This window comes from Heliophilum fasciatum (genome assembly GCF_004341395.1).
GTDB classification, from domain to species: domain Bacteria; phylum Bacillota; class Desulfitobacteriia; order Heliobacteriales; family Heliobacteriaceae; genus Heliophilum; species Heliophilum fasciatum.
Genome location: NZ_SLXT01000045.1, coordinates 1 through 12,119, shown reverse-complemented (window position 1 = coordinate 12,119; position 12,119 = coordinate 1). Strand labels below are relative to the sequence as shown.

13 protein-coding genes, 1 pseudogene and 1 riboswitch are annotated in these 12,119 nt (G+C 41.5%); of the genes and pseudogenes, 11 read left to right on the top strand and 3 right to left on the bottom strand.

Annotated features, from left to right (window positions below; all coding sequences use genetic code 11):
* Positions 1–388 precede the first annotated feature (388 nt).
* From EDD73_RS14150 to EDD73_RS14120, 8 genes are all read left to right on the top strand, one after another.
* Positions 389–1,207 (top strand): ParA family protein, encoded by an 819-nt coding sequence (locus tag EDD73_RS14150; protein ID WP_131921017.1) that lies wholly within the window; start codon positions 389–391, stop codon positions 1,205–1,207.
* A 15-nt stretch (positions 1,208–1,222) separates the two neighbouring features.
* Complete coding sequence (locus EDD73_RS14145) at positions 1,223–1,612, top strand: hypothetical protein (protein ID WP_131921015.1); 390 nt, start codon at positions 1,223–1,225, stop codon at positions 1,610–1,612.
* A 10-nt stretch (positions 1,613–1,622) separates the two neighbouring features.
* On the top strand, positions 1,623–2,324 hold the full coding sequence (locus tag EDD73_RS14140) for a hypothetical protein (protein WP_131921013.1): 702 nt from the start codon (positions 1,623–1,625) through the stop codon (positions 2,322–2,324).
* A 193-nt stretch (positions 2,325–2,517) separates the two neighbouring features.
* Positions 2,518–3,417, top strand: a complete 900-nt coding sequence (locus EDD73_RS14135) for an IS1634 family transposase (protein WP_165876543.1) — start codon at positions 2,518–2,520, stop codon at positions 3,415–3,417.
* A 23-nt stretch (positions 3,418–3,440) separates the two neighbouring features.
* Positions 3,441–3,716 carry a hypothetical protein gene (locus tag EDD73_RS14130; protein ID WP_131921009.1) on the top strand — a complete coding sequence of 92 codons (276 nt, stop codon included), beginning with the start codon at positions 3,441–3,443 and terminating at the stop codon, positions 3,714–3,716.
* Between the two features lie 335 nt (positions 3,717–4,051).
* Positions 4,052–4,213: a hypothetical protein gene (locus EDD73_RS14985; RefSeq protein ID WP_165876542.1), complete on the top strand. Its 162-nt coding sequence runs from the start codon at positions 4,052–4,054 to the stop codon at positions 4,211–4,213.
* A gap of 344 nt (positions 4,214–4,557) precedes the next feature.
* Positions 4,558–4,645: riboswitch (cyclic di-GMP riboswitch) on the top strand.
* A 93-nt stretch (positions 4,646–4,738) separates the two neighbouring features.
* Positions 4,739–6,121 carry a methyl-accepting chemotaxis protein gene (locus tag EDD73_RS14125; RefSeq protein ID WP_243116943.1) on the top strand — a complete coding sequence of 461 codons (1,383 nt, stop codon included), beginning with the start codon at positions 4,739–4,741 and terminating at the stop codon, positions 6,119–6,121.
* Positions 6,122–6,200: 79 nt separating this feature from the next.
* Positions 6,201–6,782, top strand: a complete 582-nt coding sequence (locus tag EDD73_RS14120; RefSeq protein WP_243116941.1) for a TetR/AcrR family transcriptional regulator — start codon at positions 6,201–6,203, stop codon at positions 6,780–6,782.
* A 79-nt stretch (positions 6,783–6,861) separates the two neighbouring features.
* Here EDD73_RS14120 and EDD73_RS14115 read toward each other — a convergent pair whose 3' ends face one another.
* From EDD73_RS14115 to EDD73_RS14105, 3 genes are all read right to left on the bottom strand, one after another.
* Positions 6,862–7,572 carry a DJ-1/PfpI family protein gene (locus tag EDD73_RS14115; RefSeq protein ID WP_165876540.1) on the bottom strand — a complete coding sequence of 237 codons (711 nt, stop codon included), beginning with the start codon at positions 7,570–7,572 and terminating at the stop codon, positions 6,862–6,864.
* Between the two features lie 329 nt (positions 7,573–7,901).
* Entirely contained in the window at positions 7,902–9,335 is a 1,434-nt protein-coding gene (locus EDD73_RS14110) for an ATP-binding protein (RefSeq protein ID WP_131921002.1), read from the bottom strand.
* A 159-nt stretch (positions 9,336–9,494) separates the two neighbouring features.
* Complete coding sequence (locus tag EDD73_RS14105) at positions 9,495–9,776, bottom strand: ATP-binding protein (protein ID WP_131920999.1); 282 nt, start codon at positions 9,774–9,776, stop codon at positions 9,495–9,497.
* Between the two features lie 98 nt (positions 9,777–9,874).
* On the opposite strand from EDD73_RS14105, the gene tnpA reads away from it, so the two are divergent.
* The 3 genes and pseudogenes from tnpA to tnpC all read left to right on the top strand — a co-directional run.
* Positions 9,875–10,204 (top strand): IS66 family insertion sequence element accessory protein TnpA, encoded by a 330-nt coding sequence (tnpA, locus tag EDD73_RS14100; protein WP_406567201.1) that lies wholly within the window; start codon positions 9,875–9,877, stop codon positions 10,202–10,204.
* Entirely contained in the window at positions 10,198–10,554 is a 357-nt protein-coding gene (gene tnpB / locus EDD73_RS14095; RefSeq protein WP_131920994.1) for an IS66 family insertion sequence element accessory protein TnpB, read from the top strand. Before tnpA ends, tnpB begins: the two co-directional genes overlap by 7 nt.
* Before the next feature lie 36 nt (positions 10,555–10,590).
* Positions 10,591–12,024 (top strand): annotated as a pseudogene (tnpC, locus tag EDD73_RS14090) (IS66 family transposase); the annotation flags it as partial.
* Between the last annotated feature and the right edge of the window lie 95 nt (positions 12,025–12,119).

The following is a 12,119-nucleotide window of genomic DNA, read 5'->3' as shown; positions in this document are numbered from 1 at the left end:
AGTGATATGTCAGCTTATGATTTCGACATCATCTTATAAAAAACCTTTAAATGACTTAAATTACCAATATGTTTTTGGTTAACCGAACACGAATGCATGGCCATTACATAGCAGATGAGTTTTTCGCGGGATAAGGTGGGGGAGATGGTGGGGGAGCAGGCGTAGAGTGGGGGGAACTTGTCTGCTATTGGTGGGTAAGCGGATGAGCCGTCTGCTATTGATGCCTAAGCAGATGAGCTTGTCTGCTATGGTCATTCTGAGAACATCCTTGTCGAATGGTGTCGATTGGTGTAGATGGATAAAAATCAAAATAATTTATTGACGAATAATATAAGGATTGTTATCATGAAAACATCAAAATTAAAATTTAATATAAGGAGGATAATTCATGAGTTGTTCAGTCGTTTCGTTTATGAATATGAAAGGAGGTGTAGGAAAAACAACAATATGCGTTAACTTGGCTTGTTGTTTGTCTAAACACTTTGGTAAAAAGGTTTTGTTAATCGACTTTGATCCTCAATCTAACGCTAGTCAATACATAATACCAGAAAAGCCATACAATAAAATTTTAAGAGAAGAAAAGACTATTTACAGGATTTACAAAGATTCGGACAGATATAGTACGGTTTTAGGTGAAAAAGAAGAAGAAATAAACATAGAGCCGAATGATATTCTATATTCTGTTAATATGAATTTCGATTTATTAACCGGAGATCTTAGGTTGGTTCAAATAGGTCAAGGTGAATCTACGGTAGTAACTAAATTAAATAGTTATTTAGAGCTTTACAAATTAAGAGAAGAATATGAGTTCATATTTATTGATTGTCCTCCCACCCAGTCGGTATATACATCATCTGCTTTATTAGCTTCTGATTATTATATAATGCCTGTAAAACCTGATTATTTATCTAGCATCGGGGTTGAATTGTTTTTCAGTTCAATTAGAAGGCATAACAGAACTGCTACGAAAAAAGTTAAAGCATTAGGTATTATATTTTCATTAGTAAAAGGTTATTCCTATTATAAAGATAAGATGGAAGAATTCAAATCAGCAAATCCGCTGCATGTTTTTGAGAATACATTGCGTGATTCATCGGGAATTGCAAGAGCTACAGAAAAGCATCGGTTCTTATATGATGATCAGGAATATCGTGATGATATTATCAATATTACTGAAGAGTTTTTAGAAAGAATAACATCAATGTAGGAGTTGCTGCATAATATGGATGAGAAATTTCGTTCCCTTTTTGATGATCTTAACAAATTAATTGTAAATGTCTATGGCAAAAAAGATGAAAATAAAAATGCAACTTTTTATTGGGTTATGTTTATTGGTGTTGTAAATAGTATAATGATTTCAAAAAAAATATTTAGAAAAAATTCAGAATTGGCAACATTCCTTTATAATAATTTTGATATTGATTTTCCTGAATATATTAAAAAATCGAGAACTCAAATGATTGGACGCACAAATAGGTTTTTGTTAGAACATAAAAATGATTATGATATACTCAACAATATTAATACGATCTATAGATTTATCAATGAAGCCAACAGTGGTGAAATGGACAAATCGAAATGGTCAGATATCATAAAATCAATAAAATTTTGAGGTATATTATATGCATTCTAGTTTTGTCGATTATGAATACATTTTAAAAAGAGACTTTGAAGAAATAATAAAACATATGAATACTATATATACGGAAAAAAGAGTTGATGAGTCGAAAAAAATATTAAAAAATCTTCACAAGTCTTTATGGGTGATTATTATCTGGAATATTGAGATGAAGAAAAAGTACCCGGGCATTGTTTTTTTTAGGGGGTTGATATCAAATTTAATATCTTCTTTGCATATAATTATAATTAGAGATGCTAAAATGTTGAATTTTATGGAAAGGAACTCGATTGAAATATTTTTGCGTTTTATAATTGCTTTAACTGATAATACTAAAACAAACGAAAAACCCTCTAATATGTTTTGTTTTTTATTTGATAAATACAAAAAACAAAATTACATTCATGATAATTTGCAAAAAATAAAAAACATATATTCGATTGTATCGGAAAATATTCACAGCACGACATATATTCCTGATCAACCTTATGAATGTCTGATAGATTATAATGATTATTATTCTGATGAGCTATTAAATGAAGCGACTAATAAGTATATAAACATTATAAGATACTTCAACAACATATTAGTAAATTTGGAATTAAAAACTTTCCTTGGGATTGATATAAAGAGACAATCTATAATTAGAGATTTTATGTGGAAGGAAGATCTAGATTCGTTGTTAAGTTTGATAAATCGCAAATAATCATATAATTATAATAGTTGCGATTAATGTATCCCGTTTTTCGGAGCCATTAGAAACCGATCTGTAAGATCGGAATTGGATGGCAATATTACGTATTTTCATCATTATTGGAACCTTGTGAATTAAATTTTAAAGGGATAATCAGAGGTGGTGTCGAAGAATCGAGGCAACATAAATACAGGAGGAATGTATGATGTTGCCCACGTGGGATCATCTTGTCGCACAAGAGGATATGGATATTCGCAAGGTTGGTATTGCCGGACTTGGCCATGCGCTTTGTGAAGCCTTGATGCTTCCGCAAATCATCGATCAACAAGTCGTATGGGATGAGCGGCAAGCAAAGCTTTCCCCCGGCACATTATGCAAGGCGCTTGTACTGAACATTTTTGCGCATCGTACACCGTTGTATCATATTTCCGAATCCTTCGAAAAGCATGAAACGACGCTGTATTTTGGTGAGGGAGTTCGTACGGATGATCTTACGGATGATCGTTTTGGTTGGTTTTTGGATCGTTTTGCAGCGGCAAATCCGGCCGGAATCTTTATGCAGGTCGCACTTTCGGCGCTCACGCTCCACCACCGAATGATGAACGGGCTCCATTCCGATACCACATCCGTATCCGTAGAAGGAGAATATTCAGGAACCGAAGAACGCCCGAATGAACTGATTGCACGTGGATATTCCAAGGATCATCGAGCCGATCTCAAACAGATCATGATGGGACTCGTTACCCAAGAAGACGGATTACCTGTCATGGGTCACGTGTTGCCGGGAAATACATCGGATCGAAATTGGAATGGCGACGTCATCGAGTCATTGGCCACCTTTTTGACAACGGAGCAATGCCGGCAAACAACATATATTGCGGACTCGGCGATGGTGACCGGTGACAATGTGCGTACGTTGGCCGATGCAAAGCTCAATTTCATTAGTCGCTTACCGGGAACCTATGGTATTTGTGGTCAAGTGATCGAACAAGCGTGGTCGCAAGATGAATGGAACGATATCGGGAAACTTGCTCAGCGCCCCGATGCCCTGATCCTCCGTGAATATAAAGAACAGTGGCGTGCGAAGATCGCTTTCGCTTCCTGAAACAGCCGGTGATGCTTGGCCCGATGTATCTAAAAACGCCGGAACGCGTCAAGGCGATGGGGTACGTCTTTCTCCTCGCCCTCTTGGTGGCGACGTATCTTGAATTTCGGGTGCGTCATACATTGGCACGACGCAATCAGACGGTGTTGAATCGAGCCGGCAAACCGGAAAGTCGCCCGACGTTTAAAACGATTCGTGAAGTCATGGAGCCCATGGAGATATTGATTGTACATACCGAACATGGACTCGTCCGTAAAATCAAACGCTCAACACCGCAGCGACTATCCCATCATATTTGATGCGGCAGGCTTTAGTCCTGCATTTTTTACGGATCCCTATACCCCGGCATGGAATATCTGGGTACCCGAGTAGCGATGCGCGCTAATTCTTTTTTGCTGATCCCTTAGCCTCGAAAAACGGGATACAGCAGGTTCCGGACAGGCAATGTCGTCAGCTTTTGGGCATTTTGCGTTAGCTAAAACAGTTTATGGCATCATAGAAGTACACAAAACGCCATCCTAAAAATGCAGAATGAAATGCCAAAAGAAAAAAAGGCACTTGCCTCATCTCCCAAAAACCCGTACCCTTCGATGTGTGCAAAACCGAATCGGAGGGGTTGGAAAGGATGCTGCAAATGCCACAGCAACAATATATCAAATTTCTGCGAGAACAGGAAGGCTGTACGATCCGCGAAATTACCGAACGTGTCGGTGTGAACTGGCGTACGGCGAAGAAATATGCCGATTGTGATGATTGGAATTTATCAATCAAGAAAAAGCGGCCTTATGGAGGATAAAAGCTCGCTCCATAGTGAAAAGGAAGGTCTGCAGTGATGCAGGCCTTTTTTGTTGCGTATAATGTGGTGTTTTAGGTGTGGGGCACAGTGACCGATGGGGTGTACAGTTTTCCGGCAGCGGCTGGTCAGCATGTCACTTCGGTGATTCTCGTTTCCTGGGCCTTTTCATTGTTTTAATATGTTAATCACAAGATTGTTTAACAAACAAAGCTTTTGATATATTTTGAAATATTACGTTGACACTCTATTATCGAAATTGGTAAAATTTATTTCAACATTCATGCTGCTACATAGCAACCGACGAAGGCTTAAAAGAACTTCTGAGGTATTTTCGGGGTAGATAAGATAATTGTGGGCAAACCTATCGAAAGATAGGGACGCAAAGCTATGGGTCTGTTGGCGAGCTTCGCCTATGATTGCCAGGTTGCCAGATTATGATGAAAAGCAAAAGGCAATTTGTTTTTGCTTTTTGTGTACAATCTGTAAAAGATGGTTATCATAGGGGGGCGTACGGGTTTGTTTAGAATGTTTAAAAGCAAGGGTAAAATTGTAGAAACAAAAAATATTCAAAGCAATAATTTCAATAAAAAGTTGCTGAAAGCGATCCAAAGTATCCGCGAGGGGCAAGTAACCTATTTGGATATCGATGAAAAGAGCCAGGAAACTTTAGAAATCGCTAAAGAATGGAATGCTCTTGTTGACGCACTTTGCGCGGAGAGAAGAAATACCGTCCTCGGCGTAAACAATCTCCTGATCGAAATAACCAAAATGGATTCCATAAAAGACATGCTCAGCTGCGTTAGACAGCAAAGCCAATCGATGACTACGATTGCCGCCAGTACCGAACAGATGGCGGCTTCTGTGGACGATGTATCCAGTTGGGCCAATAAGGCCACAGAATATGCGGAAAAAGCTGTAACTGTAGCAACGGAAGGTGCAGATACGATCGTTAACGCTTTTTCCTTTGTGGAAGAATCCTTTGTGTCCATCGATCAGATTGATAGTCAGATGCATGGCGTTCAAGAACGAACCAAAAAAATCGGTGAAGTCATTGATATTATCAAAAGAATTGCTGAGCAGACCAATTTATTGGCGCTCAACGCAACGATCGAGGCCGCTCGCGCCGGTGATCAAGGAAGAGGATTTGCTGTCGTAGCGGACGAAGTTCGCAGATTGTCAGAAGACACCAAATCATCCATTAAAGTAATACAGGATAATATCAACAAACTCCAAGAGGAAACACATCGCGCCGTAGAAAACATAGAAAATGCATCGCAGCGATTATTGTCCGGAAAGAATATGGTTACCGGTGCGGTAGGATCGATTGAAGAAATTCGACAAGCCATTACGATGATTAAAGATGATATGCTACACATCGCTGGGGACAATGATGAGCAATCAGCAGCTTCCGAAGAAATCGCTTCCGAAGTTTCTACTGTCGCTGCCGAAACCGAAAAACTCTTACAAGAATGTGTCGATACAGGCAAAAATGTATTTTTGTTAAGCCAAAGCATTAACAACATTCGTATGGAGTTGGCAAATAATACTTTTTGTCTGCAAGAGCAAGATATATTGGATATTTGTATTGCCGATCACCTTTTGTGGCGGTGGCGAGTCTATAATATGTTGCTTAGCTACGAACAGATTGATTCTAAAATGGTTAATACCCACCATGAGTGTCGTCTTGGCAAGTGGTATTATACAACGGGTATGCAGATGTTTAAGGATAATCGCACTTTTATCGACCTTGAGAAACCGCACGCTGACTTACATAAGTTCGCTAAGGAAGCAGCCACTGCTTATGAAAACAGCAACATGAGAGCTGCTGAAAAAGCATTGGAGCAAATGGAAGTTTGTTCAAGAAAAGTGGTTGATGGATTGCGTATATTGAAAGAAATGAAAGCATAAGAATTGAAAGCTTGGGTTTTGTGATGTTAGGCAGCGGCTACAAGGGCGATCAATATTGCCATTTTTGGAGGGTAACCTTATGGAAAATGTAATGAGTCGCAGAGACAGAAAAAAAATTCAAGTACTAAATACTTTAGTTGATTTTGCAATGAAATTATTTATAAATAAAGGATTTGAAGAAACAACTATAGCTGATATCACGAAGTCTGCAGATCTTGGTACAGGTACTTTCTATAATTATTTTCATTCCAAAGAAGATATTCTCAAATATGTATTAGTTCAAAAATTTGATCATTCTAAAAACTCACTAGAAAAAATAGAGAAATCAACGATCACCCCACAAGAAAAAATTAGGCAAATCCTGATAACATTGGCAAAGATATATGAAGATAATCTGCAATTGTTTGGCTTATGTATTAATCATCTAGGACTAAAGCAACCACCACACGGCACTCAGTTTAAAGACATTCTAGTTAGTATTATCGATGAAGGACAGAAAAGTGGAGATTTTAGAAAAAATATTCCAATTGAAATGGTTATTGAAACGTTTATGGGGCTGATCAAATCTGCTTTAAGTAGTCATTCGAAAATTTCTTTTATGGAAAACCTTAATTATAAGCTTGATTTATTTTTGGGTGGACTAACGGAAAGAAATAAGTAAAAACAGGTCACACAATGGATAACATATCCAAATGTGTGGCCTGTTTTTTATAAACTAGATTAAACTATAAAAATAGCAATTAATCGTTAGCTCCATTGCGTATTGCTTGATAAGCTGTACGAGCTGTATCCAAGCAGGCATTAGTTAATTCCTGATACATGTCTGATACTTTTTGGGATAGTTCCAAACCAGCAAGGTTAGGATTTCCCACTTTATATTTAGGATTGGGATTATATTCAAGAGCTAATTCTATCATTTTGGCAATATCATCTCCACGAAGTGCAGAAAGCACCTCAATTGCAGCTTCAAAGCATCCATGTGCAGGACCCGCCGTATATAAATTACCATCAATAACAACTTCACTGGTCAACACTGGAATAGCACCAAACTCCTTTAATGAATCTCCTACATTAAAGTTAGATGTAGCGCGCTTGCCTTCTAAAAGACCAGCACTTCCCAGCACTAGAACCCCATAACAAATACCAATAACCGCAGCAGCCCGTTTCGCTTTCTGTTTGATAAAGTTTATAGTTTCTTGATCTGCCATACTATCTGGACTCATTGCACCAACGATCAATACATCAACGTCAGGGCATTCATTAAAGGTAGTAGTTGCTGCTATAGGCCAATCTGAAAATGCATTGAAAGGTTCAAGGTTTTTCCAGACGAGATATGTTTCTGCATTTGGTGACATATTAAAGGCTACGTGGGCATTAACCACATCTGGCAAAAAAATACCTGGACAAACAAGAGTAGCAACTTTTAATTTTTGGTCAATCGGCATTAACATTGTTTTCATCTCCCTAATAAATTGAATGCGCTCATTCATGAACGGATTCAATTTATATTATATGGTTATATTCTCCGCTAGTCAACTTAAAAATGAATGCATTCATTTTTATAATACTATGCCAGAAACCACGCATCTTTGAATAAAGGGATATTGGAACGAAACAACCTCGCTTCGCCTTCATCAATAATACTTATCCCACAAAAAAACTCGTCTGCTATGGAAAACAAACCCACCAAACGATCAACGCCTATAACCAAAAGCACAAAGAACGGAAGGCTAATTCAGCCTTCCGTTCTTTGTGCGAATGCGAATGCGCTAAAAACCCCTTATATCCCACAACATGGCCCCAATACTTCATCATCATAAAAAGAATGCTTATGCGATGGATGCGTGGACGGAATGGTAAACCAAAATGTAGAGCCTTTGCCCAACTCGCTATGACACCCCATGTCCCCACCCAAAGATTCAACTAACCCTTTCGCCAAGGATAAGCCAAGTCCCGTATGTCTCCGGGTCATTGCATCGTCACTTTGCGCGAGCGATTCAAAAATCCGATTCTGTTCGTTAGCATCAATCCCAACGCCAGTATCAACAACTTTGAAACAAAAGACATCATGGTGATCGATTGGCTTGAGAACCGTTACGTGGATCGACACACTTCCTTGATGGGTAAATTTAATGGCATTATCCACCAGACTGAGAAGAACTTTGCGAAGCCGTACTTTATCCGTGATTAATACCGGTTGGTCATCAATCTCAAAAAAAGTTTCTAACGTTATGCCTTTTTCTTTGGCTTTGGGGAGCATAAGGTGAACAAAATGGTGGATAAATTCTTTCAAGCGCACTTCCTTGAAATCATGAACGGCGCTTCCGTTCGTTAACTTGGAGTAATCTAATACATCCTGGATTACCGTAAGCAACGCATTCGACGAGCGATAAAGAAGATGAGCAGCATGCTTCCGATCTTCCGTCTCGGCCGTTTCCATCAGTAATTCAGACATCCCCACGATCGAATTCATCGGGGTACGGATTTCATGACCTACATTATTAAGAAACTTTTTTTTGACACTGGAAGCCACTTGTGCTTCTTCCTGTGCTTGTTGAAGCTCGCGATGAATCGACGTAAGCAGTTCCTTGTTGTGAATGATGATTTTCTGCTTTTCTTCGATTTTGCTAATGATCCGGTTGATAAAAAGATTCATCTTTTTATTCGCCGGTGATTCCTGGCTTTTGAGAATGATCGCATCATCATAAAGCGGATCATAATCATGGCCGTACTCTCTTACCACATTCAACAGAAACGTAGCTGCTTGGCAAACGACGGGAACTGAAAAGGTTAGAAAGCCTTCAAATTGTCGCATGAGATCATCACAGCAGCGATTACGCTCATATAACTCAGTAAATGAGAAAACCATCGCTTGATCAGGATGGACAATCACAACATTCCATTCGTCCTTTAACGGTGAATCCGGCGTTAGCTCAATAAAAACCGTATTTTGAAAATCTGCGACTTCAAGGTAGTTGATGTTTCGGGCAAAAACAAAAAGCTTAGCACAAACCTGATCCAGTTGCTTATACCTTGCCTTTTCCACTAAAAAAGAATTAAAATCCTGGAAGAACACGTACATTTCCGCTTTAACATTGAAATGCATTACGATGTCTTCCATCGCATGACGTATCCCTATCATGGACGATTTCGAATAAACCTTCTTATCCAACGCTGACTCATTTTGTGACAAGGTTTGATGTAAACCAACCATAACTAGGTAGCCCTCCCTCAGCTAAGCAACATGAATCCTTCTTTGTACTTCCTTCTCTGTGCTTGCTTTTCCACTGCGTGTCAGAACATTCGCTAATAATAACCCGATACCTGCCTATAACAACAAATTTTATACAATTTTAATCATTGCTTTTGCCGTTTAACCTTCCTTCGCTGTAGGGATTGTGAACCAAAAAGTCGCGCCTTTCCCCAGCGTGCTGATGACGCCAATCTCCCCATCCAACGATTCCACCAATTCTTTGGCATAGGATAAACCAAGACCGGTTCCTTCGTACTTTCTGCCCATGGTTCCGTCAACTTGCGTAAAGGCTTCAAAAATCAGCTCCTGATCTTTGCGATCAATGCCGATTCCGGTATCGGTAACGGTAAAGTAAAAGAGATCGGGCAAGCCTTCCGAAGAACTTTTTACATCAACATGAATCGAGACATATCGTAAGCGTCAAACCTTCCCCACCTACAAGTCCAATAAGCGATGTGCAATAATCATCCCCAGAACGCTGAAAATGAAGCGAACTGGGGATGATTTTTCTGAGCAGAGAAGAACTACGAAAAGAATGGGAGGCGCGCGTGGCCGCATTTCAAGCGAGTGGCCAGCGACTCCCCCGATGGTGTGAAGAGAATAATGTCAAGCCATATCAATTGCGGTATTGGCTTCAAAAACAAACCGAAGCAATATCGGAATCGGGTTCCACCCATTGGCTCGCCGTGAATGTTGCTCCCTGGAAAAAAGAAGAACGCTCAAACGCCTCCATGGTGGTTCGCGTCGGTCCGGCAACCATCGAAGTTCACGACGGTTTTGATCCAGCATTATTTGCTCAAGTGGCGAAGGCCCTAGCCGAATTATGCTAAATGAAACAACAGTCGAACGCGTATACCTCGCTTGCGGCAGCACCGATATGCGCAAATCGATTGACGGTTTGGCTATTTTGGTCAACGAACATTTTGGACTTGATCCTTTTGCGCCGTGTCTCTTTGTGTTTTGCAATCGGCAGCGCGATAAGCTGAAAATCCTACAATGGGATCACAATGGTTTCTGGCTCTACTATCGACGATTGGAGCGTGGAAAGTTTCATTGGCCGGGTAACGGCCAGCGGGAATCGATCACGATCAGCCGACGGGAACTGCGTTGGCTGCTGGACGGTCTTCCACTACAACAACCGGAGGCCCATCGACCGGTAACGGCGCGCACGATCCTGTAAAAGTGTTGTGCGCGCCGTTGTATTTTAAAAGGATATATGAGAATCCTGTCGAACCTTTGGTGTATGAAGAAAACAACAACTACACCGGACAATCACATCCACTCTCCCCACGTTGTTCCCCCGGTGAGTGCAAGCCCGGAACCGTCGATCGCGGAGTTGCAGAAGCGCTGTGAACAATTAGCGCAGCAAAATACAGAACTTACGGCGAAGCTGAAATGGTATGAGGAGCAGTTTCGCCTTCAGCAACACCGGCGCTTTGGCGCTTCCAGCGAACGCAGTGAACCCGAGCAAGATCAACTGCAACTATTCAATGAGGCGGAAACCGAAGCCCTGGCTGTGCTCGCCGAGCCGACGCTGGAGACGATCACCTATCAACGTCGCAAAGCCACGGGCCAACGGGAGGTTCGCTTTGATCACCTGCCTGTCGAGACGATCGAATACCGTCTCACGGAAGAAGCACAGATTTGTTCCTGTTGCGGCGGCGCGTTGCATGAAATGAGCAAAGAAGAACGAAATGAACTGCAGATCGTTCCGGCCCAGGTGAAAGTGGTTAAGCATGTGCGGTATGTCTACGCCTGCCGTCGTTGTGAGCGGGAAGCGATCCAAACGCCGATCGTGACGGCGCCGATGCCCAAACCGGTGCTCAAAGGTAGCTTGGTCTCACCATCGATGATGGCCTATGTCATGAATCAGAAATATATGGACAGCATCCCCCTGTATCGCCAGGAGCAGCAATTTCTGCGCCTCGGCGTGGAATTGTCGCGCCAAAACCTGGCCAACTGGATGCTTTACGGTGCCCACCGTTGGCTTTCCCTCCTGTATGGGCGCATGAAGCAGATCCTGGTAGCGCAGCCGATTCTCCATGCCGATGAGACCACCGTACAGGTGCTGCATGAACCGAACCGGGCTGCCGAGACCACGTCCTATCTGTGGTTATATCGAACCGGCCGCGAAGGTCCGCCGATCATTCTTTATGACTACCAGCAGACACGCGCAGGCACGCATCCGCGCCAGTTTCTCGCCGGCTTCAAGGGCTATCTGCATGTGGATGGTTATGCGGGCTACCACGGCATTCCCGATGTGACCTTACTTTGTTGTTGGTCCCATTCGAGACGTAAATTTGACGAGGCCATCAAAGCGTTGCCGGAAGGTAAACGCTCGACGACAGGCGTTGTCCATGAAGGACTCGAGTTTTGCAACCGCCTTTTTGCCATCGAACGGGATCTGCATGATGTTACCCCGGAAGAACGCTATACCGCTCGTTTGGCGCGCAGCAAGCCCGTGCTGGATGCTTTTTTAGCATGGCTTCAAACCCAAAGCGCTCAGGTGTTACCCAAAAGTGCACTGGGGCAGGCGATTGCCTATTGCTTGAATCAATGGACAAAGCTCGAGGGCTTTTTGCTTGATGGCCGGTTGGAAATTGACAATAATCGCAGTGAACGTTCCATTAAGCCCTTTGTGATTGGCCGAAATTATGTGCTCACTTAAATTATGTGCTTACTTGGGATTATAACGTGGTAGTAACAGCCAATACTTAAAGTAAAAAGGGATGTTGCTACCATGCC

Excerpts from the sequence above, each read along its gene's own strand:
- EDD73_RS14150 (WP_131921017.1), top strand. The coding sequence starts at position 389 with ATGAGTTGTTCAGTCGTTTCGTTTATGAATATGAAAGGAGGTGTAGGA.
- EDD73_RS14145 (WP_131921015.1), top strand. The coding sequence starts at position 1,223 with ATGGATGAGAAATTTCGTTCCCTTTTTGATGATCTTAACAAATTAATT.
- EDD73_RS14140 (WP_131921013.1), top strand. The coding sequence starts at position 1,623 with ATGCATTCTAGTTTTGTCGATTATGAATACATTTTAAAAAGAGACTTT.
- EDD73_RS14135 (WP_165876543.1), top strand. The coding sequence starts at position 2,518 with ATGTTGCCCACGTGGGATCATCTTGTCGCACAAGAGGATATGGATATT.
- EDD73_RS14130 (WP_131921009.1), top strand. The coding sequence starts at position 3,441 with ATGTATCTAAAAACGCCGGAACGCGTCAAGGCGATGGGGTACGTCTTT.
- EDD73_RS14985 (WP_165876542.1), top strand. The coding sequence starts at position 4,052 with ATGCCACAGCAACAATATATCAAATTTCTGCGAGAACAGGAAGGCTGT.
- EDD73_RS14125 (WP_243116943.1), top strand. The coding sequence starts at position 4,739 with ATGTTTAAAAGCAAGGGTAAAATTGTAGAAACAAAAAATATTCAAAGC.
- EDD73_RS14120 (WP_243116941.1), top strand. The coding sequence starts at position 6,201 with ATGGAAAATGTAATGAGTCGCAGAGACAGAAAAAAAATTCAAGTACTA.
- EDD73_RS14115 (WP_165876540.1), bottom strand. The coding sequence starts at position 7,572 with ATGTTAATGCCGATTGACCAAAAATTAAAAGTTGCTACTCTTGTTTGT.
- EDD73_RS14110 (WP_131921002.1), bottom strand. The coding sequence starts at position 9,335 with ATGGTTGGTTTACATCAAACCTTGTCACAAAATGAGTCAGCGTTGGAT.
- tnpA (WP_406567201.1), top strand. The coding sequence starts at position 9,875 with ATGATTTTTCTGAGCAGAGAAGAACTACGAAAAGAATGGGAGGCGCGC.
- tnpB (WP_131920994.1), top strand. The coding sequence starts at position 10,198 with ATGCTAAATGAAACAACAGTCGAACGCGTATACCTCGCTTGCGGCAGC.